This window comes from Amorphus sp. 3PC139-8 (genome assembly GCF_040750475.1).
Classification (GTDB): Bacteria; Pseudomonadota; Alphaproteobacteria; order Rhizobiales; family Amorphaceae; genus Amorphus.
The window spans coordinates 34947-61449 of record NZ_JABJVY010000023.1; the positions used below are offsets into that span (position 1 = coordinate 34947).

Sequence of the window (26503 nt, forward strand, 5' to 3'; positions counted from 1 at the left end):
CGCGCGCCGGCTTGGGCGCCGTTAAGGTAGCCGCCGCCTATGAAGTAGATCATGATCAGTTGAAAGTTGAATTTGCCAAGATACCTGAGCCCGAACGGCCTTAATGTTCAGTTGACCTACCGCCGGCCCCACACAAGCTGCGCAGTTCGGCCGTCCGCTGCCTCAAACATCGCCGCCGAAATTGGCTCCGCTAAGCTCGGATCATCAAGACGGACACGCAGATAGTCCCGCGTGTTCTCCCCGCTCGTGCTCTCGCGCCAGGCAGCCCCGAGCTCCGAGCGTCCGGCAAGTATCCGGAACTCCGGTGCCCGGTCGTTCTCGCGATTGTCGTTGGGCACGAAGCGCGCTTTCACGTCTATAGTGAGCGTGCGGATGGTCCCGGCCCATCCGCCATCCTTCGTGGGGGTGAATGTTCCGATGATCGACATGGCTCTGCCTCCTTCCGTTGATCGGGTCAGCCGCGTTTGGGGGAAGAGCGCTCGCGCCGTGCTTTCGCAAATCCGCGGTCGGCGGCGAGGAAGCTCTCCAGCATGTAAGGGATGAGCTCGGCCACGGGCTCGGCCTTGCCGTAGGCTTCGCGGTAGAGCTCGGCATAAGCCTGGAGAGCCTTGTTCAGTTCGGGCGTGACCGTGATGGTGATCTTGACCGGCGTCCGGTCGGGCAGCTTCGACAGCTTCAGGTCGGGCATGGGCATCTCCTTCGTCAGCCGCGGTAGGGTCTCAGCACCAGGTCCTTGTGGACGATGATGCGCAGCGGCCAGCCGGGCCGCACGGTGATGGTCGGCTGGATGTTGAGGTTGCGCTCGGTGATGCGCTGGCCGGCGCGGTTGGCATCGCGCTGGGCGGACTCCCGAATGGCCCGGAGGAGATCGCCCTCCTCCTCGCCGAAGGTCAGCTCGGTGCCGACGCCGAGCAGCGTCGAGAGCGCGACGCCGGCGATGAGCCGCCAGGTGTGGTAGTCGACCTCGTCCTCGAGACCGGCGTAGCCGGCCGTATCGGTCGCCGGCAGGTTCTCGATCACGATCGAGGAGCCGTCCGGCATGACGATGCGATTCCAGATGACGAGCGCCCGGCTCTGGCCGAAGGCGACGACGCTGTCGTACTCGCCGATCAGGCGCGCGCCCTGCGGGATCAGGAGATGCCGGCCGGTCGGCGTGTCGTAGACGTTCCCGGTGACCTGGGCGACCACCAGTCCGGGCAGGTCGGAGTTGATGCCCGTCACCAGGCTCGCCGGAATCGACGTCCCCGCCATCACCACGTAGGGCGAGACGGGATCCTGTAGCGGGTGCGGGTTGTAGACCTCGTCGTCGACGCGCTGTTTCAGGAAGTCGAGCTTGCGGCCCTGGTGATTCTGATCCCGCGCCGGGTCGAGCGCGAGGCGATCTCGCGCGTCCGTGACATCAACGGGTGAGCTTGATCTGCCCTGCCCTGCTGCCGAGCTAGTCGCCGCGTCGGTAGTCCCCTGCCGTGCGGAGATCTGGAATAAGACCTCCGACTCGCGTGCCTTCCGTGCCTGCTGCGCGAGACGCAGACGTTCGGCCCGAGCGGCATCGGCCTCCGGGTCGGGGCGGAACGCCGGGCCCGCGCCCCCCGGCGGCGCCACACCGAGGTCGCGCTCCATGTCAACCACGGGCGGCCCGACGTCACCGGGCAGCGGCGGGCCGAGCTCGGGCGCCGGCTTCGGCATGTCGCCATAGTCATGCGGCAGCTCGGCCAGCCCCTCGGCGGTCGGCTTGCGCTCGGTGCTGTAGAGCTCGTCGCCGCGCCGGTCCTCGCGAAACGTCGGCGGATCGAGCGCGACCAGCGTCGCGCCGAGGATCGCCGCCGAGCCGAGCGCCGCGCCCGCGATCAGGACCTTGCGGTTGAACCGCGTGACGGACCGCGGCCGGGCCCGCAACGTCAGCGTCTCCGGGTCGCTCTTCGGCGGCGTGCCGCTCGACTCGGCTCGGTCCGACATCACCGAACCTCCGTCTCGTCCGGTGCCGGCGCTGGCGCCGCGTTTGCCTGACGCCTGTCGGTTCGGCTGATCCGGACCACCTGCTGGGGATCCTCGCCGAGGCGGAGCTCGGCCGCGGCGAACAGCCGGTCGACAATGTAGTAGTTGCCGCGGACCCGGTAGTTGACGAGCTCGGCCCCGCCCTCGGGGCCGACCACGAACAGGGGCGGCGCCTCGCCCTGGTCGATGTGCCGCGGGAACTCGATGTAGACCTTGTGGGTGTCGTCGAACGCGCGGAGCGGCCGCCACGGCGGGTTGTCGCCGGTGATCTCGTAGCGGAAGCGCAGGCGCTCGAGCGCAAGACCCTGATCGATGGCGAGGGCCTCGCTCGCCCGCTCGTTCTGTCGGCGCAGGGAGACCAGCTCCTCGTGCGGATAGTGCCAGGAGACCGAGGCCATGTAGGTTGCCTCGGTGCTCTCCAGCTCCAGGTGATACGTCCGTCGGTCGGTGGTGATGACGAGGTTGGTCCGGAGATCCGACGCCACCGGCTTCACCAGCACATGCACCTGCTGTTGTTCGCCGGTGCCGCTGGTGGTGTCGCCCACGACCCAGCGCACGGTGTCGCCGGCCGAGACCGCGACCAGCTCCTCGCCCGGCTGCAGCGCTATGTCGCTCACCTGCTCCGGCGACGCATACAGGCGGTAGAGGGCGCCCTTCGTGAAGGGATAGACCTGGACCGCATTGATGTAGCCGTCCTTAGTCGGTTCCAGCAGCGCAGCGGTGTTGGCGTCGTCGACGCGCTCCGTCGGCGGGCGCTCGTCGGTCGGGTCCGGCTCGTTTTTCGGCGCCGGCTTGAGCTGTCCCGGCAACGGCAATGGCTCGGGCACCGCGACGATCTCGACCGGCCTGGGCGGTTCCGGCTCGACGGCGGCGGGCATGAAGTCGCCGGTGTCGTAGGTGATCTCTGGGGGCGGCGTGCCCTTGGCGGCGCAGGCGGCGAGCGCCAGCGCCGACACGCCGCACAGCAGGCTGCGAATGGGAGTCATGGCGTTTCTCCGGGGTTGAGCTCGCGCGACCAGTCGAGGCCGTGGACGTAAATGCCGAGCGGGTTCTTGCGCAGCGTCGCCACGTCGCGCGGCTGGCGGATGACGATGGAGAGGATGCCGGTCCAGCGCTCGGTCTTGGCGAAGCTGCCGCCCTCCCAGGTCCGCTCGGTCCACTTGACCTGGAAGGAGTCGTCCGAGGCCCGCACGACGCTCGTCACCTCGACGGAAACGCTGCGCTCGCCGACCGCCTTGAACGGGTCGTTAACGCGGGCGAACTCGTTGAGGGTCTGGGCGGCGCGGTCGGTCGCGTAGTCGTAGGCCTCGAGCCAGCGCTTTCGTACGACGATCGGATCGATCGAGAGCGAGCGGACGTTGCGCACGAAGCGCGCCAGGTGGTGGGCAATCTGGGCGTCGGTGGGCTCGTAGGGCTGGACGGCGGGCGCCACGGCTTGGGCGGCACCGAGCTCATCGACCTCGACGACATAGGGCGTGATCCGGCTCTGCGCCGATTGCCAGATGAGCGCCGCCGCAAAGCCGACAGCGAGCGCCAGGCAAAAGACCGCCATGAGGCGCCAGTTCCGCGCCTGCACGCGGGCGGAGCCGAGGCGCTCGTCCCAGAGTTGGGCCGCCCTCTGGTACGGGGTCACCGGCTCGGGAGTGTCTCCATAGCGATTGGTTGCACGCCGAAACATGGCTCACTCCCTATCGGACAGGTCGGGATGGGCGCCGGCGCCGGGTCGGTCCCCTTCCCGGACCGCCTGCTCGGTCGAATGAAGGCGGGCGCGGCGGCGCTGCTCGGCGCGCAGGCGCCGCGCCCATGTCGGAACACCGCCGTCGCCGGTCGGCGCGGAGGAGATTGCGGCTCCACTTGCCGGCCGCCCGCCGCCGGTTACCCGCCAAGCCGCTGCGCGGCCGCGCTGCGCGCTCCCGGCGAAGCCGCCGACCATCCGCGCGCCGGCGGCGCGGGCCGTACCGGCCCCCGCCCTCGCGACACCTGCCATACCGGCGGCCACGCCAGCCGCACCGGCAGCGCCGGACGCGGCCTTGCCCATTCCGTAAGCCGTGCCGGTTCCGGCGGAGAGCGCTGTGCCGGCGCGCACGGCGGACAACCCGCCCGCGCCAGCCATGCGGGTCATACCGACCGCGGCCGCGCCGCCGGCGAGCGTGCCGCCGGCCACCGCACCGGCCGTGCCGACGGCGGCACCGGCCCCGAGTTGCGGCGCGCCGGAGACCAGGCCGGCGGCGATGCCGGGGCCGAAGATGCCGAGGCCGAACAGCGCGAGCGAGGCCAGCACCAGGGACATCGCCTGCTCGAGGCTGGGCTCCTCGCCGTCGAGCGCGCCGATGAAATCGCCGAACAGCGTGGTGCCGATGCCGATGATGACGGCGAGCACCATCACCTTGATGCCCGAGGCGACCACGTTGCCGAGCACGCGCTCGGCGAGGAAGGCCGTCTTGTTCCAGAGCGCGAAAGGCACCAAGACGAAGCCGGCGAGTGTGGTCAGCTTGAACTCGATGATGGTGATGAAGAGCTGGACGGCGAGGATGAAGAAGGCGAGCACCACGACCAGCCAGGCGAAGACCAGCACGACGATCGTTACCGCGTTGTCGAAGAAGGTGGTGAAGCCGAGGAGCTCGCCAGCTTGTTGGATCAGCGGATAGGCGGCCTCGAAGCCGGTCCCGGCGACAAAGCCGGGTCGGAGGAGATCGCCGGCGCTGAGGCTGTTGTTGGTCGCCTGCAAGCCCAGCCCCGAGAATGAATCAAAGATGGTGCTGGCAAGGAACTGCCAGTTGTTCAAGATGAGCGCGAAGGCGCCGATGTAGAGCACCTTGCGGATCAGCCGGGCGAGGACGTTCGAGCCCTCATCGAGCGCCCACCAGAGACCGGCGAGCGTGATGTCGATGGCGACCAGGATGGACGTGAGGAACGCGACGTCGCCCGTGAGCAAACCGAAGCCCGAGTCGATGTAGGTGACGAAGGTCTGCGTGAAGCGGTCGATGACATTGATGTCGTCCATGGCGCGGTTGCCCCGCTTACCTCAGTCGAGCGGCGTGTAGGCCTTGCCGTCGCCGAGGAACCGGTCGAACTGCGCGCGCGCCTGCTCCTGGGCGGCGGCCGCGCGGGCGCGCTCCAGCGCCTCGGCCCGGTATTGCGCGGCGACCAACTCCTGGGTCTGGAGCTGCTGCTTGGTCGAGAGCGCGACAAGCTGGTTGGTGGCCTGTTGCGCCTGCAGGCTGCCGATGGCGGCCTGGGACTCGGCAAGGAGCCGCGCGAGCTCGCCGCTGTCGGTCTCGACGTTCTGCACGACCTCGGCCTGCACCAGCATGGTCAGGCGCAGCGCGTCCATCGAATGCTCCCAGCGGCCGCGCGCATCGCGGGCGAGCTCGTCGGTGGTCACGGTCGCCGCGTATTCCTTGGGGTAGAGCCGCGCGAGCTCCTGCTCGGTGCGGTCGACCCGGAATGCGATGCCCTCGGCCTGCGCCATCAGCAGGTTGATCCGGCCGAGCGCGGCCTGGATCGCGCCGAGCGAGGAGTAGTCGAGGCGCTCCAGGTGCTTCGCCATGTTCTGCAGCATCAGTACCTGGTTCTGCAGGCCGCGGATCTGGTTGTTGATCTGCTGCAGCGCCCGGGCGGCCTGCAGGACGTTCTGGCTGTAGTTCGAGGGATCGAACACGACGTCGCCGGCTCCGAACAGGGCGTGCGCGGGCTGAACCGATGCAAGAGCGAGACAGGCCGCCAGACAAGCGGCCCCGAGATGGCGTTTCATAGTTGATCTCCTTGTGTACCGGGGAAGTCGCGCAGCAGGTCGGCCGCCCAATAGAGGTTCCGCGCCCGAAGCCAGGCAGCCGCGAAGCCTTCCGGTCCGGCCTCCGTCAGCACGCGGTCGATCAGTGCCTGGTCGGCTGGCTGGGAGGCTGCGCAGAAGGCGAGCGCTACCGGCTCGAGGCCCAGCTCGAACAGCCGATTGCCGCGCCAGGACTGCAAGTAGTAGTCGCGCTTCGGCTGCGCGGCGGCGATCAGCTCGATCTGGCGCGCGTTCAAACCGAAGCGCTCGTAGGCTTCCCGGCTCTGGGGCTCCATGGCCCGGTCGTTGGTCAGGAAGACGCGCTGCGGGCAGGACTCGATCAGCGTCGGCGCGATGGCGCTGCCCGCGACGTCGGCGAGCGACTGCGTCGCGAAGACGACGGCGACGTTCTTCTTGCGCAGCGTCTTCAGCCAGTCGCGGATGCGCCCGGCGAACAGCGGGTTATCGAGGAAGAGCCACGCCTCGTCGAGGACCAGAAGCGTCGGCCGTCCATCGAACCGCGCCTCCAGGCGGTGGAAGAGATAGGTCAGTACCGGCAGGACAGCGCCCGCCTCCTGCATCAGCTCTTCCATCTCGAAGCACTGCACGTCGGCCAGCGTCAACTCGTCCTCCTCGGCGTCGAGCAGCGCGCCGTAGGGGCCTTCGAGCGTGTAGGGTGCGAGTGCCGACCGCAGGGCATTCGACTGCAGGACGACAGAGAGCCCCGTAATGGTGCGCTCCGCCGGCGGCGCCGAGGCGAGGTTGCCGAGCGCCGACCAGACGGCCTCTTTCACCTCCGGGGTGAGGATGACCTTCTCGTGCGCGAGCAGGCCGGTGACCCACTCGGCGGCCCAGCTCCGGACGACAGGATCGTCGATGTGCCTGAGCGGCTGGAACGCGAGGGCACCGCCGATGCCGAGCGCGTGATGCCGTCCGCCCATGGCGAGCACCGCGGCGCGGGCGGAGCCGCCCTTGTCGAAGACATAGACCTGGGCACCCGCGTAGCGTCGGAACTGCAGGGCCATCAGCGCCAGCAGCACCGACTTGCCGGCGCCCGTCGGGCCCACCACCAGCATGTGCCCGACATCGCCGACATGGGTGGAAAGACGGAACGGCGTCGTGCCGCCGGTCTCGGCAAGCAGCAGCGGCGGGCCGTCGAGATGTTCGTTCCGCGCCGGCCCCGCCCACACCGCCGACAGCGGCACGAGGTGCGCGAGGTTCAGCGTGTGAACCAGCGGCTGACGGACATTGGCGTAGACGTGCCCCGGCAGGCTTCCGAGCCACGCCTCGACGGCGTTGACTGTTTCGCGGATGGTCGTGAAGCCGCGCGCGTTGATGACGCGCTCGACCGCGTGGACCTTCTCCGCGGCCCCGGCCCGGCTCTCATCCCAGACCGTGACGGTTGCGGTCATGTAGCCGAAGGAAACGTGGTCGCCGCCCAGCTCCTGGAGCGCCGCGTCGGCATCGACCGCCTTGTTGTCAGCATCGGAGTCGAGAAGCGGTGCTGGCTCGTTGTAGAGCACCTCGCGCATGAGCACGGCGATCGACTTGCGCTTGGCGAACCACTGCCGGCGCAGACGGGTGAGCGCGCTGTTGGCCGCGGTCTTGTCGAGCGGAACGAACCGCGTAGCCCAGCGATATTCGAAGCCGAGATGATTGAGGTCGTCGAGCAGTCCCGGCCGCGTGGTGTTGGGGAACCCCAGCACCGTGACGGTACGGAGATGCCGTTCTCCAAGCATCGGCTCGAGTCCGCCGGCGAGCGGCGTGTCGGCCAGCACGGCGTCGAGATACATCGGCGTCTCGGGCACCGCGACGGGGTGGCGCCGGGTCGAGACGGTGCCGTGCAGGTAGGTCAGCGTCTCGGCGTCGTCGAGCGGCGCGCAGACAGGCATCAGACCGGAGAGGAGATCGAGCGCCCGATCGGCCTCGGCGATGAAGGCCTCGAGATGGTCGCGGTAGTCGATCCCGCGCTCGTCGGGCGGCGTCTCCAGAAGCGCCCGCTCAGCCCGGTTCACCTGGTCGAATGGCGGGAGATAGAGAAGCGTCAGGTAATAGCTGCTCTCGAAGTGCGTTCGGCGATGCCGATCCGGCTCTCCGTCAAGATGGCTGCGTTCGAAGGCAGCACGGCGCTCGCGGTCGACCAGCCAGGAGGCCGGGTCCGGAAATTCGGACAAGGGGTAGCCCGGTGCCGGATGACGCTCGGCCTCGAAGAACAGCGCCCAGCCCGAGCCGAAGCGCCGCAGTACGTTGTTGAGTCGAGCACAGGTGGCGACCAACTCCGGCTCAGTCGCGCTCTCCAGGTCGGGACCGCAGAAGCGGAAGGTCCGCTGAAAGCTGCCGTCCTTGTTGAGGACGGCCCCAGGCACGATCAGTGCCGCCCAGGGCAGGTAATCGGCGAGGCGCTGTGGCTTGCCGCGGTATTCGGCGAGGTTCAACATCCGAGCCATCCCTTGTGCCGGAGATGGCGGCTCAGCACCTGGCCGAACTGTGGGTCGCGCTTCGCCGCGAACACCGCGAGAGAATGGCCGATCGCCCAGACCAGGAGTCCGGCGATCCAGAGCCGGAGGCCGAGGCCGAGCGCCGCCGCGAGTGTGCCGTTGACGATGGCGACGGTGCGCGGCGCGCCGGCGAGCAGGATCGGCTCGGTGAGCGCACGGTGCAGCGGCACCTCGAAGCCTTCGACGTGCTCCGTCATGTGACCAGCGCCCCGCCGCCGAAGGAGAAGAAGGTCAGGAAGAAGCTCGTCGCCGCGAAGGCAATCGAGAGGCCGAAGACGATCTGCAGGAGCCGCCGGAAGCCGCCCGAGGTGTCGCCGAAGGCGAGCGACAGGCCGGTGATAATGATGATGATCACGGCGATGATGCGGGCCACCGGTCCCTCGATCGATTGCAGGATCGATTCCAGCGGTGCCTCCCACGGCATGCCGGAGCCCGCCGCAAGCGCCGGCGTCGCGAGGCAGACGGCAAGGACCGCGGCGAAGGCGGGAAGTGCAAGATATCGATAGCAACGTTGGCGCATGAGCCTGCTCCTCGGGTTCACAGGGCCTGGAGACGAGCCGGCGAGAGCTCGACGATCCGGTAGTCGCCGTGTGCGTCGAGCCCCTCGACCTCGGCGATGGTCTCGACGCGGCGTCCCTCGCCCCGGCCGCGGATGAAGACGACGAGGTCGATCGCCTGTGCGACCAGCCGGCGCGGTACCGTGACCACCGCCTCCTCGATGAGCTGCTCCAGCCGGTAGAGCGCCGAATGGGCCGCATTGGCGTGAACCGTGGCGATGCCGCCGGGATGACCGGTGTTCCAGGCCTTCAGCATGTCGAGGGCTTCCGGCCCGCGGACCTCGCCGACGATGATCCGGTCAGGCCGAAGCCGCATGGTCGAGCGCACCAGGTCGGCGAGGCCCACGACGCCGGGCTTGGTGCGCAGGGCCACGCAATCGGGCGCCGCGCATTGCAGCTCGCGGGTGTCCTCGATCAGGATCACCCGCTCGTCGGCCCGCGCGATCTCGGCCAGCAGCGCGTTGGCAAGCGTGGTCTTGCCGGAGCTGGTGCCGCCGGCGATCAGTATGTTGCGCCGCTCGCGGACGGCCCTGCGCAGAGCGTCCGCCTGCAATGGCATCATCACCCGGTCCGCGACGTAGTCCTCGAGCGTGTAGACCTTGGCGGCTGGCTTGCGAATCGCGAAGCACGGCGCCGTCGAGACTGGCGGCAGCAGTCCCTCGAAGCGCTCGCCGGTCTCCGGCAGCTCGGCGCTCACCACCGGGTTGCCGGCGTGCACCTCGACACGCAGGTGGCTCGCCACCAGGCGGATGATCCGTTCGACCTCGGCCGCATTCAGGCGCTCGCCCGTGTCGACCCTGCCCTCGCCCAGCCGGTCGAGGCGCAGGCTGCCGTCCGGGTTCACCATTACCTCGATCACCGAAGGATCAGAGAGCGCGGCACCGATGGCCGGCCCCATGGCCGTGCGCAGCATGGTGCGGCGGCGCTGGCGGCTTTCCGCGTGCCCGTTGGTGCCGCTCATGGCTCGGTCTCCTCCTCGGACGTCTGCGCCAGCACCTCGCCCGCCAGCGTCCGGCCACCGGCGATGCGGCGGCCGACCTGGTCGATGAAGGCCTGGAAGCGCTCCTGGCCGAGCGCACGCGCCGCCTCCTGGTCCGCCTCGGGAAGCGGCGCCGTCACCGTGAGGTAGTAGCGGACGAAGAGCGCCAGGCTCTCCAGCAGGATCTGCTGGTCGCGTTCGATCCGGTTGAGCTGCCGGCTGAGCCGGTCGAGCCGGACCCTGAGGCGATCATCGACCTCGTTGGCACCGCGCCGCGCGAGGAAGCTGCGCAGCGCGTCCGACACGATCGCCGATTTGGACGAGCCGGGCTTGGCGGCCAGCGCTTCGAGTTGCTCCGTCAGCTCGTCGTCGAGATAGAGGTGATGGCGTGGCTTCATGGCGACCCCTCAGAAGCCCGGCAGCAAGTCGTCGTCGCGCCGGCCCGGGTCGCCGTCGATGCCGTAGGCGCGCGTGACGGCCGAGAGCCGGCGGGCGCGGTCCATGGTCTTGGTCTGGGCGGGCGCGTCGGCCTCGTCGTCCAGGAGATCGAGGTCGCTCTGGCGCGCGGGCTCGATGGGCTTCGACACCTCGGGCTCGGGCATGCCGGCATGGCGCTGGTGCTGCAGCCCGCCCTCGTCGTCCGCGTCGGCGAGGCCGAGCTCGCGGTCCGCCGCGTCGGCGAGACGGCTGTCGGTCCCGCGGACCTGTCCGGTCCAGTCGTCTTGGCGCGGCGCCGGCCGATCGCGGTAACCGTCCTCGGTCAGCGCCGGTGCGTCCGTGACCCGCGCGGCAAAGTTGCCGTCCTCGTAGTAGCGGAGCTTCCTGGCGCGGAGCGGCGGCAGACCCGAGACGAGTACCAGCTCGTCCGAGGCCGGCAACTGCATGACCTCGCCCGGCGTCAGCAGCGGCCGCGCCGTCTCCTGGCGTGAGACCATGACGTGGCTGAGCCAGGGAGCGAGCCGGTGGCCCGCGTAGTTGCGCTGGGCCCGCAGCTCGGTCGCCGTGCCGAGCGCGTCCGAGATGCGCTTGGCCGTGCGCTCGTCATTGGACGAGAACGCGATCCGGACATGACAGTTGTCGAGGATCGCGTTGTTTTCGCCGTAGGCCTTGGAGATCTGGTTCAGGGACTGCGCGATCAGGTAGGCGCGGATGCCATAGCCCGCTATGAAGGCCAGTGCCGTCTCGAAGAAGTCGAGGCGGCCGAGCGCCGGGAACTCGTCCAGCATCATGAGGAGTTGATACCGGCGGCGCTTATCCGGACTGCCTTCCAGGCGCTCGGTCAGCCGCCGCCCGATCTGGTTCAGGACCAGTCGCACCAGCGGCTTGGTGCGGGAGATGTCCGACGGTGGGATGACCAGGTAGAGCGAGACCGGCCGCTCGGCGTCCACCAGGTCGGCGATGCGCCAGTCGCAGGCGGCGGTAGTCGCCGCGACGGTCGGATCTCGATAGAGCCCGAGGAAGCTCATGGCGGTCGACAGCACGCCCGAGCGCTCGTTCTCCGATTTGTTCAACGCCTCGCGTGCGGCCTGGGCGACCACGGGATGGACCACCGGGTTCTGCGGCGTACCCAGGTGGTTGGTCGCCATCATGGCGCGCAGCGTGTGCTCGAAGGACCGGCGCGGGTCGGAGAGGAAGCTCGCGACACGGGCCAGCGTCTTCTCCTCCTCGGCATAGAGGACATGCAGGATGGCGCCGACCAGCAGCGTGTGGCTGGTTTTCTCCCAGTGGTTCCGCCGCTCCAGCATGCCCTCCGGATCGACCAGGATGTCGGCGATGTTCTGGACGTCGCGGACCTCGTGCGGCCCCTTGCGGACTTCCAGCAGCGGGTTGTAGCGGGCCGAGCGCGGATCGGTCGGGTTGAACAGCAGGCAGTGCGAGAAGCGAGACCGCCAGCCCGCCGTGAGCTGCCAGTTCTCGCCCTTGATGTCGTGGATGACCGCGGAGCCGGTCCAGGAGAGCAGCGTAGGAATCACGAGACCGACGCCCTTGCCTGAGCGTGTCGGGGCGAATGCCATGACGTGCTCCGGGCCCTCGTGGCGCAGGTACTCGCGTCCCAGCCTGCCGAGGAACACGCCGCGCGGCTCGAACAGCCCGGCCCGCTGCGCCTCCTTGCGGGTCGCCCAGCGCGAGGAGCCGTAGGTGGTGACGAACCGGCTCTGCCGCGCCCGCCACAGCGAGCCGACAACCGCGACGACAGTGCCGAGCAGTCCGCTGGCGCCCGCCAGCAGGCCCGCGCGCCGGAACAGGTCCGGCGCGTAAGGCTCGTAGGCGTACCACCACTCGAACAGGCGCCAGGGATAGTAGACTGGCCAGTGCAGGAGCTCGAACCAGGGCGCGCCGAGCCGCGGCTGGTAGCCGAGCATCGCTGCGGTCCACTGCGTCGTCGCCCACACCCCGCCGATCACAATGGCGAAGACGATGAGCGCCTGGCCGATGAGGAGCTTGGTCGGTGTCATGCCCTTGAGTCCACACGTCGGCGCGACTTGTGCGTCGCGTCACGCCCCAAGGGATTCCTCAGACCGGCGGAATCGAAAATCGCATTTATTTACGCTGATCTACGCTCTCTTCTGCGCTTGCCAAGTAGGGGTAATAAGAGCGTAGCTGGCCGAGCGAAACGTGGAACTGAAATCGAGGACGGGGTAAAATCCTCACCTAAACGACATCCGAGTTCGAAGACGGCAGACGGTTGCCGCGGAAGAGGGATTCGGTAGGCAAGATTTGCATTGAGGGAGCTGGTAAATGAAGGCGCGATCAGCCCTTCTCGGTCTCATCATCTGGACCGCTGTCGTGGCTGCGGATGCCACGCAGGCCTCAGCCGCAGATTCGAGCGCGTACCAGGTAAGTGGGTTCAGGCTTGGAGCGACCGTGGAGAAGATCCAAGCGGCCGCGACCAAGAGTGATCTCATCACTCAGAGTGTCGTCCGTGGTCCGTCCTTCGAGCAAGCAATCATGCAGGCGCAGCGCAAGCTGATCCCAGGGCGGGACTACGCAGGTGTACGGATGGTTCGGGCGCGAGGTGAAGCGGCCGAGGCTCAAGTCACGTTCGCACCAACGCCAGAAGGTCCGCGGGCGATCAAGATCGTATACGATGTACTGCCTGGTGGCCCCGACATACCGACACTGGAAGCCAAGCTCCTCAATGACTACGGTGCGCCGAACCAGAGGAGCGAACGGGAATGGGTGTGGGGCGACACGGGGGCCTTTTACAGCCGCAAGAACGCTTATCTTGAATTTCGGCCGAACCCGGTCAGCGCCGGCGTACGAAGGCCTATCGCAACCTTGATCCTCGCTGACCCGGCCCTCCAGGAGCGCTCTCGGGAAACTATTGCCGTCGAAGCAGCAAAAGGTAGCTGATTAATACCTCCTCAGCGGCTGCAAACGATGAAGAGTTTTGCCTTACGCGGAGCTAGAAAGCCCAACGCTTGCCTGAAAGAGGTCGTTCCTTGTTGGGAAGATTGTCGGAAATGGGTGGATTTCGGGCTTTCGCTGCGCTCCGCCTCAATGCTCGTAAGGACCGATTACCAGCTCTGCCGTTGCCAGAGAATTGCCCGATCCTGGCTGAGCAATCCGTTCGTCAGGGCTGGGGCATCAATTCAAGGCGAACGCTCTCTCGTGGTGATCACCCACAGCCGTTCTGCGAGTTTCCGAAGTCACCGGTAGCGAGCCCCTTCCTGCCGACAGTGCTCCAGAACCCGCTCGATCCAGCGGTCATACCAGACCCACGTGTTCTTGTAATCGCCCTGGCAACCGTATCCCTTCGCTGGGTTCTTTGCGTCGAGTTCCTGCATGAGCTTCGTGTGGTCCCCGGGGCCGAATTTCGGGAAACCAGCCTCCTTGACTGCCGCGAGCACGTCCTTCCTGATGAACCGCGCCCGGTTCACCTCCTTGAAGATCACCTCGCCGACCTCCTGTGCCGTATCACTGCCAGGCTTCACGGTAACAACCGCGACATCAGAGCCGGCAGCCTTCTTCGCGGCGACGGGCACGAAAGCGACCTTGAGGCGGAAGGCCGGGTCCTTAACTTGGTCGTCGGACAGTCCATGCTCAAACGCGCTGATGAAGGACGAGACGTGCAGGGGCAGTGAGGACGCCGTCTTCAAGCTGCTCCGCTGGTCAGGCCCAAACGACACGAACTGGAGAGCGATCGGCAGTCGCTTCTCAAGACCGAACTGCTTCCCGAAGAACCCCTTCAGTGCATCGTTGAAGTTCAGGGCACATGACTGGAGCTCAGCGCCAACCGCATCATCGATGCGGCTGGTCGACTGGTGCTCAATCTCGTTCCGTAGCTCGATGAGAAAGCGAAGGTTCGTCTTCGCTCCCTCGGAGAGCGGGCACTTGCCCGTGCTGATGCACTGGCTCAGATCCCAGTAGCGGTCGGCGCCGTGGGCCGTCTGCTTGCCCTTGTATTTGTAGGGGATGCCCTCGCGCTTGTAGTAGGCGTGAAGCAAGTAGGTCCAGGCGACGATGGCGGTCGTGATGAAGAGTTCGGCGCGGAACATCAGTCCGGCGGAGTTAAAGGTGTGGACTGCGGCGATCATAGCTTCTCGGGCCTTGATCAGGAGTTCGTCGCCTCGGGCGCTCAAGCCTGTTCCGGGGTCGACATCGGGCCAAGTCGACAGGAACTCGTCGAGGGCTTCGTCGGAAGCAGGCTTGACGTTCTTGTGCTTCGTCCTCGCCCTGATCTCTCCTATGAGTCGGTGGTTAATGGAGCGGGTCGGGCGGGTGAAGTAGGCCAGAATGTCCTGATCGTTCGTGAAGCCGCCCCCGCGATGAATCATCCCCTTGACGATCTCGACCTCCCACCGCTCGAGGGTGTTACCGCGCCGCCGCTTGATTCTTCTTGGTTTCGCCTCGTCTGCCATCGCCCTTTTCTCCGAGAAGGGAGCTAACACTACGGCTATGGAGTGGTCAAACTTCTGACGAACGCAACCGGTCACTTACTGACAGATCGGGCAATAGGAGTAGGATGGTCGGTATAACGCCTGGATGGCTGCTCCGCACTGGACGTTCTCGGACAGCCGCTATGAGACACGAGCATGCGCGGGCACGCCAGGTTCGGAGGGCTGCTTCGGGGTCGACAGCGGGCACGCCTACGAGCCTGATCGCAATCCTACGAGATGCCCGGACCGCTCCGCTTGCGCCCAAACGACCAGGAAATCGTTTCTCCGCGGACGATACCGGACACCTGCTTGCCGAGGTTGCGCTCCAGCACCGGCCGCCACGGCACCAGCGCGAACTCACGCGACTTCTCGATCAAAGCAAACCGGCCGCTGGCGAGATCCAGCCGGCGGCGGTAGATGCCCTCGACCGGCTTGCCGGTCTCGCTCTCGACGTAGTGTAGTCCAAGCTCGCTGGAGAGCTGGTCCGCGACCCGCGTCAGGTCGCGTCGGCGCAGGAGACCGAGCATGTTGGCGTGGTAGACGATCCGGTCCTGCTCCTGGCGGGCAAGCTCCTGCTCAATTAACCACTGCCGGCGCCGGTCGAGCGCCTGGCGTACCTGGCGCCCGAAGCCCGCGTCGCGGAGGCTGGTCGGCGTGTCGGCGAGCAACTCCCGGTCGAGCCAGGTCGCGCCGTCGGCGCCGACCTGCCGGTCGAGCGCCACCGCGGACAGCATCGCGACGATGACCGGGCTCGCCCGTGCCCGGCTTCGTTCGTACGCCACCGCCCGATCCAAATGATCAGGCGCGATCGTCCAGGTGCCATCCGGCTGGCGGTCGACGCCGATGTCCCGCCGCCGCATCGCCTCGAGCCGTCGCACGTGGGTCTCGGCGAACGCGGCCGTGGCCGTGGGGTCGTGCCGCAGGTGGATGTCAACGCTGTACTGCCCGTCGTTCGCGGCGGCGATCTCGGCGATGGTTCGGTCGACGTCTCTCGGCGCGGCCCGCTTCGGTGCGATCGCAATGATCGCACCGTCCGGCAACGGCTCGGTCGTGTCGGCCCTGCCGATATCGACGTAATGGGCGCGGCCGTCGACACCGTCTACGATCAGGTAGTGGCGGTCGTTGATCTCGTCGGAGAGACCGCGCGCGACGACGCGGCCGACGAGTTGCTGCGCGTCCATGTCGGCCGGGTCGTGGATGGCGTACTCTGAGGTCGCCCTGTCCCGACCCTCGCGGGTCATCTCACGGTGCATGGTCTTGATGATGTCGCCGCGCTCGCCCATCCGGCGCAGCACCGGCTCCAGGTCGTCGGCCAGCCGCCACCGGCCCGGCTCTATCTCCTCGGCGAGTCCGAGGCGATGGAGCTTGTGCAGCCGGCCGGCGCGCAGCGTCTGGCGGAAGGCGTCGCCGGCCGCGGTGCCAGACCGGACAAGCCCGTCCTCGCCGATGTCGCCCAGCAGGCCGCGGTCGAGGCTGGTAAAGCGCTCCTGCTCCACCTCCCAGCGCAGGCGGTGCTCGATCTCCAGATCGGAGCGCGGCCCGAGGTCGAGGCCGACGATCTCCGCCGCCCGCTCGCGCATGCCCCTGGCGAGGTAGTCGCGGGCGATGACGAGGTCCTTCCCCTGGTCGTCGCGGCCGCGCAGCACGACATGGGTGTGGGGATGGCCGGTGTTGTAGTGGTCGACCGCCATCCAATCGAGCCGGGTGCCGAGGTCGTCCTCCATCTGTCGCATCAGCCGACGGGTGAACCCTTTCAGCTCGTCGTACTCGGCGGCGTCCTCGGCCGAGACGATGAAGCGGAACTGGTGCCGGTCACCCTCGCCGCGCTCGAGGAACGCCCGGCCGTCGGCACGATCGGACTCGGCGTCGTACAGATCGCCGGGCAACCCCTCGCGGGTGACACCGTCGCGCTGGATGTAGCGCAGATGGAGTTGGGCCGCCTTCCGCCCCTGTCCCGTCAGCTTCACGATGCGCGACTTCACGATCACCCGGCGCGCCCGGTAGGCGGCGTACCGGTCGCGGGCGGCGAGCACCCGGCCGACGCCGGACCCACGACCGATGCGGTTGCCCTGGAAGGTACCGCGGCTCGGCGACGACCGGCCGCCGGCAAGCGCCATCGACCGCAGCACCTGGTGCAGGTAGCGACGCCCGCGCTTGCTGCCGCGGCTGCGGATCCGGCCGAGCCTCGGCGTGAAGTCGTCATCCTTCATGATCGCCGCCGGTCATGTTGCATCGTGATCCACGAGTAGACGGCGGCCAGCCGAAGCCGCAAGCCGCCGCCATGAAGATCGCGGCAGACCAAGGACTTACGCCCGCACTGGCGCCATCCTGGACGGGCATGGCGCCAGGGAAAACGATGTGCAGACAACGACATAGGCGTCTCATGGCGCCATCCTTTTATCTTGCCCTACCGGGCTTCCGGGCCACCTGCCGTCCCTCCTGCGATCACCTGCGATCTCTCATCGAACCTCGGCTCGGGCGACGGGTCCCGCGCTGGCTGGGATCACCGCATGAAGACATCGGGAGCGGCACCAGGCGGTACCGCTCCCGAGGCGGTCGGCGGTGTCATCCGCCACCCGCCCAAAAAGCCTGCTCGGCGCTCTCGAAGCTCTCGAAATGGCGCAGACCGAGCATCCAATGGACGTGCCGGTCTCCGCCGACGAGGCAAATCGCGACGTAGTAGCAGGCGCGGAAGTAGCCGAGAATCGCCACCCGCTCGAACGTCTCGTCCTCGTCGTCCAGGCTCTCCCAGACGGCGAAATTCATCTCCGCGATGCGTCCGTCCCAGTGGAAATCGGCCCGCTCGGCGGCGATGAAATGCTCGACGACGGCGTCGATTCCGTCGCTGCCGAACTCGGCGATCAGGTCGCGGCGGAGCTGCGGAAAGCGGTCGAACGCGGCGTGCGGATGCGTGTGAAGCGTGGTCATCGGAACCTCCATGGCTGCCGTCCTCCTCATCGAGGACGGACCCTGGCATCGGCCGGCGAAGCGGCCGTCAAGGACGCCGCAGGCGCCGCGCCAGCGGGGCGCGGGGGAGCCGAAATGCGGAACGGAGCGAACGCGGCGTGGAGCATTTTGGGGGGACCGCGCATCCTTGACGGGCGCTTCGTCCTGGCTGGTACGCTGGGACAACCGAGACGAGGCCCTCTCTCTCCGACAGGGCACCGTCCGCGCCACCGCGATTCATCGCTCTCTGTCCGGAACGGTGCGCAAGGGGACGAACAGCCTCTGCGAGGCCAGAGCCTCCGAAGACGCGCGACCGTCCGTCACCGTCGCGTGCAGAGGGAAGAAGAGACGCCGATCCGGTTCCGCGATGCCGTCGACCTTGGTTGCCAGGCGTGACGGATCGAGCCGCGCGAGGTAGGCACGGGTCTCGCGCGGCAGCGACCGCCCGTCGGTCAGGTGCTCCTGGTATCGCCTGGGTCCGGCGTTGTAGGCGGAGAACAGGCCGGGGAATCCAAAGCGTTCGTACAGGGCGCGGAGGTAGGCGGTCCCGGCCAGAATGTTGTCGCGTGGGTCGTGCGGATCGCCACCAAGACCATGTCGCCGGCGCATCTCGTCGTAGGTGTCAGGCATCACCTGCATGAGGCCCATGGCACCGGCGGATGAAGTGATCGGACGGCCGTCGAGCATGGTTCGCCCGGCGCTTTCGGCCTGGATGACCGCGCGTATCCAGAGTGCCGGGACGGCGAACCGGGCGGAGGCCTCGGCAATGAAGGGCTGCCAGCGGTCGAGCCGCTGCTTGATGGCGGCCGGTTCGGTGACGGCGGAGGACGGGCACGCCAGGGTCGCGACGGCAACCATGCCCAGCACCTGGACGGTCATACGGTCCATAGCGGCACGAGCCTCCCAATGATCGTGGCGCACCGCACCGGCCCGAAATACCGGCTGTCGAACGAGCCGGAGACATCTGCCATCAGCAGGAACAGCTCGTCGGCGGCGAGCGTGCGACAGCCGATCCAGCGCGGCAGCACACGGCCGAAGGAGTCGCGATTGCGACGCGTGGCGACATACGTGCCGTTGACGAAGACGGCATCGCCGACGGCGCAGACGACATCGTCCGCAATCGCCACTAGACGCTTCACCAACGGCACGCCGGCGGGCAGATAACCACGGTCGGCCGCGAGCCGGCGGGCGTCGGGCGGCAAGGTGGCGAGCACCAGATCGCCGCGTGCCGGAGCCGTGCGGCTGACCCAGTAGAGCCCCACGGGCGCGCTCGCGCTGGTGTTCCAAACGAGACGCGGCGCCGGCTCGACGAGTGTTGCGAAGCCGATCGCCGCGAGCCCGATGCTCGCGAGGGCGAGCGGGACGCGCGGGCGGCGACGCCCGCGCCGGCGCCGCGTCGGCCGCAGAGCGCCGGACAACAGGAGCCGATCCTCACGCATCGGAGGTCGAGCCCTTGGCCCGGGAGTCCGACCACGCGTCGAGGTCGTCGATGTGGTAGCGGACGTAGCGGCCGTGCTTGCGGTACTTCGGCCCGCCACCGGTCACGCGCATCTTCTCGAGCGTGCGGCCCGACAGGCCCACGTAGTGGGCGGCCTGGGCGGTATTGAGGAAGGGGCTGCCTTTCTTCGCGCGGGCGGCGCGTTCGTGTTCGTCGTCGCTCATCGTCGTCACCTCGGCGTCCGGAGCGCGCGACCGGCGAGGTCGCGCCGATGACGGCGAGGATGGGCGCGCGAAGGGGCGGGCCGGGACCGGCGAAAACGGCCGCTCGGGAATTCGCCCCCTTCCGGGACAGGCGAAAGGCCCCGCGCCCGGAGGGGCGCGGGGCCGAGGCGGCGGCCGTCAATCGACCGGGTTCCAGATGATCGCGAAGGTGTCGGGATCGTCCTGCCCGGCGGCGCGGCCGAGGTTGGCGTAGAGCTTGCGCGGCCCGAACTCCGGTGCGGCCAGGCTCAGCGAGACATAGCTGTTGCCCGAGTTCTGGCCCACCCGCTTCCAGCCGGCGCCGAGCTCAACCCGGTCGCGGTCATCGGTGAAGACCCGAAAGTCGGGCTGGTTGTCGGCATCCTTGTCGCGGTTCGGCAGGAGCACGACGCTGCGCCGGATGCTGAGGGTGTTGATGAAGCCCTTGTAGGACCCGTCCGACTGGCGGTTGACGTATCCGATGGCTGCCATTGTTCGATCCTCCTTCGATCGTGCAGGGCGCCCATCGCCCTGCTTACGGCGGACCGTCCATGGCGGGCCCCGGACCGGCGCACCCGAAGGGCCGGAGCGCCAGCGGAGGACCGGCGGCGGCGGCTATTTTGGAGCGCAGCGGGCGCGAGGAAGCCCGCCGGAGCATCGCGTAGGCGGGCGGGGAAAATAGTCGCCGGAGCCGGTTTCGCCGGAACGGGGAGCGCCATAGGTCCACAAGCCGGAGCAGGCGCATGGGCGCTTGCAACGATGGAGGATCACGACCGAAGGCAGCCGGTTCGATCAATCTCGGGCTCGGGACGGGCGACGAGGGCTATCGCAAACCCGCTCCACCTCGGCGTTTGCTAGCCAACAGCTACAACCGCCCGGCATAGCCCGGGGAATATCGATCCGCGAACTTTGCTGCGGGAAAAGGCGTCCGATACGCGGAGTGGATGGCTGGCATCGCGTCCGGCGGACCTCGCCGGAGCCTTGGTTTCAAGAACCGGCAACACAGCTTTGACCCGATCTCCGGTGCAGAGTATGGAGCTAAGCACTGGGCCAATTCCTGGTAATGAACGGTGCGCTGCGACCTGACGGCGCGCCCTACGACTGCGCCGTCATCCAATGTTGCGTCTATTCCAAGGATACCGGCGCGGCTCAAATGAATTTCTAAGGTAGAGGGAAACAAAATTGTCCGACTCGATTGCGGTACGGGATATTTGAGGAATGTACTCGTCTCGCAGCCTATTAATCGTCACGTAGCCCGCATCTTTACCACGGTGCGCAATATCACCCCTCGCAGATACAAAGTCGTTCACTGCGTCGGGGCCGACGGACCAATTATCCGAGAGATCGGCAAGCCCGATCAGCTTAAGAAACATGGCGTCAATATTGTGTCGCTTCGGCGTGTTCAGTGCAGAGACATGCTCTCGGGCAATCTCCAGATATAGCGTCTGCCAGCCGTCTCCTGACATGGCCAACGGTTTGAAGTGGTGTTTCGACGCACGAACATAGTCCGAAATCGTGTGCTTGACGGGTTCAGGAAGAACGTCCGGATCGGCACAGCGTGCAATGCATATTTCGACAGCTTCAATGAGAAGTTCCTCAAGATAGAGCTCCCAAGCGGCACATAGCAGAAGCACGCCGCCACGGGTAATATGACCGAGGCCACGTCGACCTGGGCCATCGTCATTGAGCTGGCCGTGGCTCTCTACCATCCGACTTACATCGACCAACATATTGGATTCAAACTTCGTGAAAGCTCCTGAAGGCATTGAGTCCATCCCATCTAAATGGATCGCGCGATCGGCCCGCCAGCATTGCCGGGGCAACAGTTTAGCGATGTCAAAATCAGCTCGTGAAGCGTCTCAGTAATAAACGTGCCACGATCAATACGATATGGAGGCGGAACGTCGAGTCTTCTTCGTCCGAGAGGCCCGGGTGGCTTCCTTCGGGATGCAATCGATTAAATAATCCGTTGAAGAACCCGGCCCTTTGATCATCCCGCCACTCGTTCAATGCGACGCTTAAGAACGGTGGATCGAGATGCGCGAGTAATGCGCGGCGGCCGTGGCCGCCCGAGGTTGTTGCGGCTCTCTCAGGTGCCAACCGCTCCGCGATCTCGTCCAGCAGGCCTTCGAGGAAGCTCCGCATCTGGCTATTCGCCGATGCCCATTCGCCCCGGCCATGTGCATTGATCGCCTGTCGCAAATGTCCGAGAGGTACGGTGAAGCCATAATGCTCTAGCAGGGTGTGGACTTCGTCGTTTGCCTCTGGAACCTCCGCGACGGTCGGCAGCATGCGACGAAGGTGCAGCGTCCAGTCCTCGTCGTTTTCTTCAAGGACAAATCCATCACGCTCCAAGCCGCTACAAAACGACTGCCAGTCAGTGCCATGCCACGCACCAGGCGCAACGGTGATGGCCATCCGAACAATCGCCTCCGAGAGACTCATACTCCCCTCGGCACTCTCGACTACCTGCGACTCTCCAGAAAGCGCGATGCGTACTAGCTCATTCGCCTTTACCTGCTTGGATACCCCGGTGCCGGAGGTAATTTGGCCTTCTAAACCGAACTGAAGCATTAGATTATCGAATTCACTGTGCGTGAAGCTTGTCAGCAGATTGGCGCCAGCGATAATCGTAGGGCGGGTGAACGGACTGTCATTTGGCATCTTGGCATAGACTCATCAAAGCCGACCCGATGAGACAAGAGAATACACTATGCTTGGCCAGGATTGGGATGAGAGCGGGCGGCGGCTAGCAGGCCGCCGCCCGCGACGGGTCATTCGCCATCGAAAAGGTTCTGCACCCGCGCCCATTCGTCGGCGGTGCCGAGCGTGCCGCTGCCGGTGCAGGGACGCACCGGGAAAGCCAGCCAGCCGGGCAGCCAGCCCTCGACCTTGACGCGGCCGTTCGCGCCGTCGAGGCAGTCACGGATGATCTTCTTCTGCGTCTTCGCCTTCTCCGCGACGTTGGCGTCGGCACACCGCTTGCCCGCGACCTCGGCCAGCATGGCGTTGAGCACGGCCTTGTCGCGGATCATGTCGAAGAAGGCGTCGTCGGGCTGCCAGTGCTGCCCCGCGTCCACTGCCAGATGGTTGCCGACCGCCTCGACCACGGCGCTGCCCGCCTCCAAGGTCTCGGCCATGACGCAGGCGGCAATGCGCAGCACGTCCTCGTCCGACAGCGTCAATAACTTGGCGAACACGACCGCCGTGGGATAGGCGTCGTAACCCGGCTGTGTGACGGAACGGTGGTAGTCGGGCCGGTCCAGCAGGGCCAGCACCGCCTGCCGCTCGGCGTCGAAGGCCTGCTGCGCCGGGCTGTTCGTCACGCTCTCGGCGATGGCGTCGCTGCGCGCCTGCTGCGGCTCGGGCTTCACCTGCCAGTGCCCCGACGACGCGACGGCGTGCGCCACCATGAGCCGCAACGCCGTGCCCGGATGGGCGACGAGCGCGAGGCGCACCACGGCTTGGCGGTGCAGGTCGAGGTAGTTCTGCATCGCCTTGGTGACCTCGGGCCGCGCGACGGTGGCGGCCTCGATCGCTTCGCCGTCCGCGTCGGTCGACGCGGCCCTCTTCGCCGCGCAGCGCGCCTCCTTGCGGGAAAGCCAGCCCTCGTGGATTTCGACCTCGCCCCGGTGCGTGACGGCGATGAACACCTTGCCGCCCTTCTTCTTCGGGGTCTTCTCGTGCTCCCACGTGTGGAAGTGCTGGCCAGGCTCCAGCACCACGACCTCGGTCCATCCGGCTTCCAGAAGCGCGTCCCGCTTCGCCGCGATGGCCTCGTTCTGCTTCTGCCAGAACAGGTCGGCGTCGGCGAAGTAGGCGTCCTCGCCGAACAGGTCGGCGACGATCTGGCCGGGATAGTCCTCAACCGGGAACAGCGCGACGGACGTGGGGATCGACTGGCCGCCAAACAGCCACTGCTTCAACTGGAAGCCGCGCGGCGCGTACTGCTCCGGATCGGCGAAGAGCGCGAGCCAGTCCTTCTGCTGCGCCTTCGAGGCCAGGGTGAGATGGCGCACCGTCTCGGCGTCGATCTGGCCCTTGCGGTAGGCCGCCCTGATCCTCGGCATCAGGTTGCCGAGGGCGAGGCGGCGCTTCACCATGATCTCGGTGATGCCGAAGGTTTCGGCGATCTCGGCCACCGACTTCCCTTCCCTCGTGAGCCGTACGAAGGTCTCGTACTGGCTCATCTCGTCGGGATCGAGCCGGGCCGCGTTCTCGATCAGCGAGGCTTCGAGCGCCCCCGCGTCATCGCCCGGCTCCATCACGGCGCAGGGCACGGGCTCGACCTCGCCGCCTTCCTCGGCGACCGCCTTGGCGGCGAAGTAGCGCCGACGCCCGGCGACGATCTCGAAGCGCTCATCCTCGCCGTTGGGCCGCACCAGCAGCGGCTGCAGGATGCCGCGCGCCCGGACGCTCGGCAGGATGTCGGAGACGTCCGGCTCGCGCTTGGCGTTCCGCATGTTGAACGCGGAGACGTCCAGCTTGTCGAGGGGGATGTGTTGCAGTTGCATGGTCACTCTCCTTGGGCCTTGGGTTCGACGGCCCCGCCGGAAGCCCAAGCCACGGGCGGGGCCGTGCGCCGCCTATCGGCGCGTCGGCCCCGCCTTTTCGGGCGGAAGTTCGGGGTTTCGGGTGCGGAGCGCGGTGGCAGCCTGCGCGAGCACGCGCTCGGCCTCGGTGACGCGGCCCGCGATCTGCGCCGCCTCGGCGTACACGGAGAGCGAGAAGCGGGCGGCGAAATGGAGGTCGCGCTCGATGCCGAGGCCGAGCGGTCCCTTGACGCTCTCAAGCTCGGCAAGGCTGACATAGCCAAGCTCGGGACAGCCGAAGCCGAGGTCGCAGAGCCCGAACAGGATGTCGCGCTCGTCCGGCATCATCTCGGTGATCAGCCACGTGGCCGCGCCGGTCGGGTCGAACAGCTTGACCACGGGTACGTGGTCGGTCTCGCGCTCGGCGGCGCCGTTGGCGAGAAGGCGCTGGCGGATGTCGTCGGGGATCAGGATCATGGCGGGCTTCCGGTCAGAACAGGTCCAACTGATTGCGCGCGTTCTCGTCGAACAGGCCGATATCGAGCGGCTTCTGCGGCACGCGTGGGGTGAGCGGCGCGACCATCCGGGCCTCGATGCGCGCGCCGGCACTGATCGGCTGGACGCCGGGGACGAGGGTCTGCTCGCCCTCTTGTGTCGGCTCGCTGGCGAGCGGCTCGCGCGGGGGGATGGGGGGCGCGGTCATGTCACGGCCTCCGCGTCGCGGAAGGCCAGCAGGTAGTCGGCAGCCTTGGAGGCGAGGCTCGCGGCGCGGAAGATGGCGCGGTTGTCCTCGCGCAGGACCTCGAGCCACGACCCGATGTAGTCCGCGTGGCGCACGGTGGGGGTAATGCCGAGGCTGGCGCAGACGAACGCGCTCGCCATCTCGGCGACCAGTTCCTCGCGGGCGTAGGTCTTGCAGCCGAACGAGCCCGACAGGTCGCGGGCGAGCCGGGACGCGTGCCCCGTCCAGTGGCCGAGCTCGTGAAAGCAGGTCCGGTAATAGTTGATCTGCTCGAAGAAGGCGGGCTGCGGCGGCACCTGGATGTAGTCCGCGCTCGGCACGTAAAAGGCGCGCTCGCCGCCGATGCGGAAGTCCGCGCCGGTCGCGGCAATCAGCGCCTCGGCGTGCGGGACGGTCTCGCGCTCAGGCGGCGGCTCCGACCCGCCATGGACGCGCTCGGGCAGGTCGTCGCACTGCGCGACGTTGAACACGGTGAAGCGCTTGAGGAACGGCACCGCCTGCGGCTCGTCCCCCGTCTCCGTCGCGCGCTTCCGCTCGTCCTTGGGGATGAAGCGGTCGGCATAGACGACGGTGGTGCCGCGCTCGCCCTTGCGCACGTGCCCGCCAAGGCTGAGGGCCTGGCGGAAAGTCAGCCAATGCTGGGCGGGGTATCCCTTCTCGATGACCGCGCCCCACAGGATCAGGATGTTGATCCCGGAATAGGTGCGATCCGTCGCCGCGTTCCGGGGCAGGCCGATCCCGGCCTTGGCCCTACCCCAGGGCTGGACCCACGGCACCCGGCCGGCCTCAAGCTCCGCAATGATCCGGTCAGTGACCTCCTGATAGACCGTCTCCCGCTTGCGCTCCGGCATGGCACACCTCCGCTCGCAAAAACTCGCGCGCCTTTCCCCGGAAGCGGGGTGGGCGGCGAGATGCGACCGAAAAGGCCCGCCAAAGGGGCGGGCCGCACCCGGAGGGCCGGAACGCCAGTGGAGGACCCGGAGCGAAGCGGAGGGTTGCGGCACGTCGCGGCGGGCCTAGAAGGGAGCGCCGCCCACCCCGCGCCACCGGGAAAGGCAACAGAAACAAGCTCGCCGCCCGGAAGGGCGGCGGCCGCCGGGCAGCCCGCAGGGCTGCCTATCGCGCCAGGGATCGAAGCCCGAAGGGCCGAGACCGCGTCAGCGGGCTCGGTTCACGAGAGCCCGGCGACCGGCCGCCAGGCCGGGCGGGCGCCCTAATCGGAGAACCAAGAGCCGAAATCGATGAACTCGGGGAGCGAGGAACAGCGCCTCAGAGTTGAGGCTCTTTCGCGGATGTGGCGGGCCGGCGCAGGAGATCCGCTGCCTCCACGCCAAGACCCTGGGCGAGCCTGTCCACCACCTCGATGCTGGCGGCGTAAACGCTGCGCTCCAAGGCGCTGATATAGGTGCGGTCGATGTCCGCGCGGTCGGCGAGTTCTTCCTGCGACAGGCCCTGGGCCTGCCGGTATTTTCGCAAGTTGAGCGCCAGCACCTCTCGTATTTCCATGGACGAGAGAGCACCGGCTTGTTGAGTATTTCACCACGGAGTATTTTCGACAATCGCGAGCTGTCGGCGCTATGAGTCTGCTGCGGGCTTCACCGCCGAGACGCGAGCGGCGGCGCCGACAGCAACAACGGCAGAGGAATTCCGACGATGCCGACGGATGATCACAGCTCGGACGTTGCGGACCAGGTCTCCTGGGCGGAGCGGATCACCCCCTACGACGAAGCGCATTTCATCACCTACCTCCGGCTGCTGGACGCCGAGGCGGACGGGGCCGACTGGCAGGAGGTCTCGCGTTTGGTGCTCGGACGGGACCCGGATACCGATGCCGCGGCCCGCCGCTGTTGGGAAGACCACCTCGCACGGGCGCATTGGATGACACGGTCCGGCTACCGGCAACTGCTCGAGGACGCCTGAGC

At 67.3% G+C, this 26503-nt stretch carries 29 protein-coding genes; 2 read left to right on the forward strand and 27 right to left on the reverse strand.

Features of this window, described 5'->3' with window-relative positions:
* Nucleotides 1-116 precede the first annotated feature (116 nt).
* Genes HNS03_RS19105 through HNS03_RS19165 form a run of 13 tightly spaced genes read right to left on the reverse strand, consistent with a single transcriptional unit; the run spans nucleotide 117 to nucleotide 12257 of the window.
* Nucleotides 117-428, reverse strand: coding sequence for a DUF736 domain-containing protein (locus HNS03_RS19105; protein ID WP_367197647.1), 312 nt, complete (start codon nucleotides 426-428; stop codon nucleotides 117-119).
* A 26-nt stretch (nucleotides 429-454) separates the two neighbouring features.
* Nucleotides 455-688: a DUF2274 domain-containing protein gene (locus tag HNS03_RS19110; protein ID WP_367197648.1), complete on the reverse strand. Its 234-nt coding sequence runs from the start codon at nucleotides 686-688 to the stop codon at nucleotides 455-457.
* 14 nt (nucleotides 689-702) lie between these two features.
* The gene (locus tag HNS03_RS19115) at nucleotides 703-1956 is read right to left on the reverse strand and encodes a TrbI/VirB10 family protein (protein ID WP_367197649.1); all 1254 of its coding nucleotides are present in this window, start codon (nucleotides 1954-1956) and stop codon (nucleotides 703-705) included.
* Entirely contained in the window at nucleotides 1956-2981 is a 1026-nt protein-coding gene (trbG, locus tag HNS03_RS19120) for a P-type conjugative transfer protein TrbG (protein ID WP_367197650.1), read from the reverse strand. The genes HNS03_RS19115 and trbG overlap by 1 nt, the downstream gene beginning before the upstream one ends.
* Nucleotides 2978-3673, reverse strand: coding sequence for a conjugal transfer protein TrbF (gene trbF, locus HNS03_RS19125; RefSeq protein ID WP_367197651.1), 696 nt, complete (start codon nucleotides 3671-3673; stop codon nucleotides 2978-2980). Before trbF ends, trbG begins: the two co-directional genes overlap by 4 nt.
* 3 nt (nucleotides 3674-3676) lie before the next feature.
* Nucleotides 3677-4999: a P-type conjugative transfer protein TrbL gene (trbL, locus tag HNS03_RS19130; RefSeq protein WP_367197653.1), complete on the reverse strand. Its 1323-nt coding sequence runs from the start codon at nucleotides 4997-4999 to the stop codon at nucleotides 3677-3679.
* 21 nt (nucleotides 5000-5020) lie between these two features.
* Nucleotides 5021-5749 carry a P-type conjugative transfer protein TrbJ gene (gene trbJ / locus HNS03_RS19135; protein WP_367197654.1) on the reverse strand — a complete coding sequence of 243 codons (729 nt, stop codon included), beginning with the start codon at nucleotides 5747-5749 and terminating at the stop codon, nucleotides 5021-5023.
* Nucleotides 5746-8205, reverse strand: coding sequence for a conjugal transfer protein TrbE (trbE, locus tag HNS03_RS19140; RefSeq protein WP_367197655.1), 2460 nt, complete (start codon nucleotides 8203-8205; stop codon nucleotides 5746-5748). The genes trbJ and trbE overlap by 4 nt, the downstream gene beginning before the upstream one ends.
* Nucleotides 8199-8462 (reverse strand): VirB3 family type IV secretion system protein, encoded by a 264-nt coding sequence (locus HNS03_RS19145; RefSeq protein ID WP_367197657.1) that lies wholly within the window; start codon nucleotides 8460-8462, stop codon nucleotides 8199-8201. The genes trbE and HNS03_RS19145 overlap by 7 nt, the downstream gene beginning before the upstream one ends.
* Nucleotides 8459-8785, reverse strand: a complete 327-nt coding sequence (locus HNS03_RS19150; RefSeq protein WP_367197658.1) for a TrbC/VirB2 family protein — start codon at nucleotides 8783-8785, stop codon at nucleotides 8459-8461. The genes HNS03_RS19145 and HNS03_RS19150 overlap by 4 nt, the downstream gene beginning before the upstream one ends.
* Before the next feature lie 17 nt (nucleotides 8786-8802).
* Complete coding sequence (trbB, locus tag HNS03_RS19155; protein WP_367197659.1) at nucleotides 8803-9783, reverse strand: P-type conjugative transfer ATPase TrbB; 981 nt, start codon at nucleotides 9781-9783, stop codon at nucleotides 8803-8805.
* Nucleotides 9780-10199, reverse strand: a complete 420-nt coding sequence (locus tag HNS03_RS19160; protein WP_367197661.1) for a CopG family transcriptional regulator — start codon at nucleotides 10197-10199, stop codon at nucleotides 9780-9782. Before HNS03_RS19160 ends, trbB begins: the two co-directional genes overlap by 4 nt.
* 9 nt (nucleotides 10200-10208) lie before the next feature.
* Nucleotides 10209-12257 (reverse strand): conjugal transfer protein TraG, encoded by a 2049-nt coding sequence (locus tag HNS03_RS19165; RefSeq protein WP_367197662.1) that lies wholly within the window; start codon nucleotides 12255-12257, stop codon nucleotides 10209-10211.
* A gap of 283 nt (nucleotides 12258-12540) precedes the next feature.
* Between HNS03_RS19165 and HNS03_RS19170 the strand changes: the two genes are divergently transcribed.
* Complete coding sequence (locus tag HNS03_RS19170; RefSeq protein ID WP_367197663.1) at nucleotides 12541-13155, forward strand: hypothetical protein; 615 nt, start codon at nucleotides 12541-12543, stop codon at nucleotides 13153-13155.
* A 296-nt stretch (nucleotides 13156-13451) separates the two neighbouring features.
* Here the strand turns inward: HNS03_RS19170 and HNS03_RS19175 are convergent, their stop codons facing one another.
* From HNS03_RS19175 to HNS03_RS19240, 14 genes are all read right to left on the reverse strand, one after another.
* Complete coding sequence (locus tag HNS03_RS19175; protein WP_367197665.1) at nucleotides 13452-14663, reverse strand: DUF3644 domain-containing protein; 1212 nt, start codon at nucleotides 14661-14663, stop codon at nucleotides 13452-13454.
* A 248-nt stretch (nucleotides 14664-14911) separates the two neighbouring features.
* On the reverse strand, nucleotides 14912-16891 hold the full coding sequence (gene rlxS, locus HNS03_RS19180; RefSeq protein ID WP_367197666.1) for a relaxase/mobilization nuclease RlxS: 1980 nt from the start codon (nucleotides 16889-16891) through the stop codon (nucleotides 14912-14914).
* 355 nt (nucleotides 16892-17246) lie between these two features.
* A complete protein-coding gene (locus HNS03_RS19185; protein ID WP_367197668.1) occupies nucleotides 17247-17609 on the reverse strand; it encodes a hypothetical protein in 363 nt (120 codons plus the stop codon).
* Nucleotides 17610-17864: 255 nt separating this feature from the next.
* The gene (locus HNS03_RS19190) at nucleotides 17865-18515 is read right to left on the reverse strand and encodes a lytic transglycosylase domain-containing protein (protein WP_367197669.1); all 651 of its coding nucleotides are present in this window, start codon (nucleotides 18513-18515) and stop codon (nucleotides 17865-17867) included.
* Complete coding sequence (locus HNS03_RS19195) at nucleotides 18503-19066, reverse strand: S26 family signal peptidase (protein WP_367197671.1); 564 nt, start codon at nucleotides 19064-19066, stop codon at nucleotides 18503-18505. Before HNS03_RS19195 ends, HNS03_RS19190 begins: the two co-directional genes overlap by 13 nt.
* Entirely contained in the window at nucleotides 19059-19289 is a 231-nt protein-coding gene (locus tag HNS03_RS19200) for a helix-turn-helix transcriptional regulator (protein WP_367197672.1), read from the reverse strand. The genes HNS03_RS19195 and HNS03_RS19200 overlap by 8 nt, the downstream gene beginning before the upstream one ends.
* A gap of 177 nt (nucleotides 19290-19466) precedes the next feature.
* The gene (locus tag HNS03_RS19205; RefSeq protein ID WP_367197674.1) at nucleotides 19467-19799 is read right to left on the reverse strand and encodes a DUF736 domain-containing protein; all 333 of its coding nucleotides are present in this window, start codon (nucleotides 19797-19799) and stop codon (nucleotides 19467-19469) included.
* A 617-nt stretch (nucleotides 19800-20416) separates the two neighbouring features.
* The gene (locus HNS03_RS19210; protein ID WP_367197676.1) at nucleotides 20417-21073 is read right to left on the reverse strand and encodes a HEPN domain-containing protein; all 657 of its coding nucleotides are present in this window, start codon (nucleotides 21071-21073) and stop codon (nucleotides 20417-20419) included.
* A gap of 76 nt (nucleotides 21074-21149) precedes the next feature.
* On the reverse strand, nucleotides 21150-21971 hold the full coding sequence (locus tag HNS03_RS19215) for a hypothetical protein (RefSeq protein WP_367197678.1): 822 nt from the start codon (nucleotides 21969-21971) through the stop codon (nucleotides 21150-21152).
* 110 nt (nucleotides 21972-22081) lie between these two features.
* Complete coding sequence (locus tag HNS03_RS19220) at nucleotides 22082-23821, reverse strand: ParB/RepB/Spo0J family partition protein (protein WP_367197679.1); 1740 nt, start codon at nucleotides 23819-23821, stop codon at nucleotides 22082-22084.
* Between the two features lie 72 nt (nucleotides 23822-23893).
* A complete protein-coding gene (locus HNS03_RS19225; RefSeq protein WP_367197680.1) occupies nucleotides 23894-24316 on the reverse strand; it encodes a DUF2958 domain-containing protein in 423 nt (140 codons plus the stop codon).
* Nucleotides 24317-24329: 13 nt separating this feature from the next.
* A complete protein-coding gene (locus HNS03_RS19230) occupies nucleotides 24330-24542 on the reverse strand; it encodes a hypothetical protein (RefSeq protein ID WP_367197681.1) in 213 nt (70 codons plus the stop codon).
* Nucleotides 24539-25432, reverse strand: coding sequence for an ArdC family protein (locus HNS03_RS19235; protein ID WP_367197682.1), 894 nt, complete (start codon nucleotides 25430-25432; stop codon nucleotides 24539-24541). Before HNS03_RS19235 ends, HNS03_RS19230 begins: the two co-directional genes overlap by 4 nt.
* 418 nt (nucleotides 25433-25850) lie before the next feature.
* Nucleotides 25851-26087 carry a helix-turn-helix domain-containing protein gene (locus tag HNS03_RS19240; RefSeq protein WP_008892293.1) on the reverse strand — a complete coding sequence of 79 codons (237 nt, stop codon included), beginning with the start codon at nucleotides 26085-26087 and terminating at the stop codon, nucleotides 25851-25853.
* A 147-nt stretch (nucleotides 26088-26234) separates the two neighbouring features.
* Here HNS03_RS19240 and HNS03_RS19245 point away from each other — a divergent pair, with 147 nt between their 5' ends.
* Nucleotides 26235-26501, forward strand: coding sequence for a DUF2285 domain-containing protein (locus HNS03_RS19245; protein ID WP_367197683.1), 267 nt, complete (start codon nucleotides 26235-26237; stop codon nucleotides 26499-26501).
* The last annotated feature ends 2 nt before the right edge of the window (nucleotides 26502-26503 follow it).

Coding starts and splice junctions, on each gene's coding strand:
- trbJ (WP_367197654.1), bottom strand. CDS start 5,749: ATGAAACGCCATCTCGGGGCCGCTTGTCTGGCGGCCTGTCTCGCTCTT.
- trbF (WP_367197651.1), bottom strand. CDS start 3,673: ATGTTTCGGCGTGCAACCAATCGCTATGGAGACACTCCCGAGCCGGTG.
- HNS03_RS19205 (WP_367197674.1), bottom strand. CDS start 19,799: ATGGCAGCCATCGGATACGTCAACCGCCAGTCGGACGGGTCCTACAAG.
- HNS03_RS19240 (WP_008892293.1), bottom strand. CDS start 26,087: ATGGAAATACGAGAGGTGCTGGCGCTCAACTTGCGAAAATACCGGCAG.
- HNS03_RS19185 (WP_367197668.1), bottom strand. CDS start 17,609: ATGACCACGCTTCACACGCATCCGCACGCCGCGTTCGACCGCTTTCCG.
- HNS03_RS19210 (WP_367197676.1), bottom strand. CDS start 21,073: ATGCCTTCAGGAGCTTTCACGAAGTTTGAATCCAATATGTTGGTCGAT.
- HNS03_RS19190 (WP_367197669.1), bottom strand. CDS start 18,515: ATGGACCGTATGACCGTCCAGGTGCTGGGCATGGTTGCCGTCGCGACC.
- HNS03_RS19170 (WP_367197663.1), top strand. CDS start 12,541: ATGAAGGCGCGATCAGCCCTTCTCGGTCTCATCATCTGGACCGCTGTC.
- HNS03_RS19215 (WP_367197678.1), bottom strand. CDS start 21,971: ATGCCAAATGACAGTCCGTTCACCCGCCCTACGATTATCGCTGGCGCC.
- HNS03_RS19230 (WP_367197681.1), bottom strand. CDS start 24,542: ATGACCGCGCCCCCCATCCCCCCGCGCGAGCCGCTCGCCAGCGAGCCG.
- HNS03_RS19145 (WP_367197657.1), bottom strand. CDS start 8,462: ATGACGGAGCACGTCGAAGGCTTCGAGGTGCCGCTGCACCGTGCGCTC.
- trbG (WP_367197650.1), bottom strand. CDS start 2,981: ATGACTCCCATTCGCAGCCTGCTGTGCGGCGTGTCGGCGCTGGCGCTC.
- HNS03_RS19195 (WP_367197671.1), bottom strand. CDS start 19,066: ATGCGTGAGGATCGGCTCCTGTTGTCCGGCGCTCTGCGGCCGACGCGG.
- HNS03_RS19115 (WP_367197649.1), bottom strand. CDS start 1,956: ATGTCGGACCGAGCCGAGTCGAGCGGCACGCCGCCGAAGAGCGACCCG.
- HNS03_RS19150 (WP_367197658.1), bottom strand. CDS start 8,785: ATGCGCCAACGTTGCTATCGATATCTTGCACTTCCCGCCTTCGCCGCG.
- trbE (WP_367197655.1), bottom strand. CDS start 8,205: ATGTTGAACCTCGCCGAATACCGCGGCAAGCCACAGCGCCTCGCCGAT.
- HNS03_RS19105 (WP_367197647.1), bottom strand. CDS start 428: ATGTCGATCATCGGAACATTCACCCCCACGAAGGATGGCGGATGGGCC.
- HNS03_RS19165 (WP_367197662.1), bottom strand. CDS start 12,257: ATGACACCGACCAAGCTCCTCATCGGCCAGGCGCTCATCGTCTTCGCC.
- HNS03_RS19220 (WP_367197679.1), bottom strand. CDS start 23,821: ATGCAACTGCAACACATCCCCCTCGACAAGCTGGACGTCTCCGCGTTC.
- HNS03_RS19175 (WP_367197665.1), bottom strand. CDS start 14,663: ATGGCAGACGAGGCGAAACCAAGAAGAATCAAGCGGCGGCGCGGTAAC.
- HNS03_RS19225 (WP_367197680.1), bottom strand. CDS start 24,316: ATGATCCTGATCCCCGACGACATCCGCCAGCGCCTTCTCGCCAACGGC.
- trbL (WP_367197653.1), bottom strand. CDS start 4,999: ATGGACGACATCAATGTCATCGACCGCTTCACGCAGACCTTCGTCACC.
- HNS03_RS19200 (WP_367197672.1), bottom strand. CDS start 19,289: ATGAGCGACGACGAACACGAACGCGCCGCCCGCGCGAAGAAAGGCAGC.
- HNS03_RS19110 (WP_367197648.1), bottom strand. CDS start 688: ATGCCCGACCTGAAGCTGTCGAAGCTGCCCGACCGGACGCCGGTCAAG.
- HNS03_RS19160 (WP_367197661.1), bottom strand. CDS start 10,199: ATGAAGCCACGCCATCACCTCTATCTCGACGACGAGCTGACGGAGCAA.
- trbB (WP_367197659.1), bottom strand. CDS start 9,783: ATGAGCGGCACCAACGGGCACGCGGAAAGCCGCCAGCGCCGCCGCACC.
- HNS03_RS19235 (WP_367197682.1), bottom strand. CDS start 25,432: ATGCCGGAGCGCAAGCGGGAGACGGTCTATCAGGAGGTCACTGACCGG.
- rlxS (WP_367197666.1), bottom strand. CDS start 16,891: ATGAAGGATGACGACTTCACGCCGAGGCTCGGCCGGATCCGCAGCCGC.
- HNS03_RS19245 (WP_367197683.1), top strand. CDS start 26,235: ATGCCGACGGATGATCACAGCTCGGACGTTGCGGACCAGGTCTCCTGG.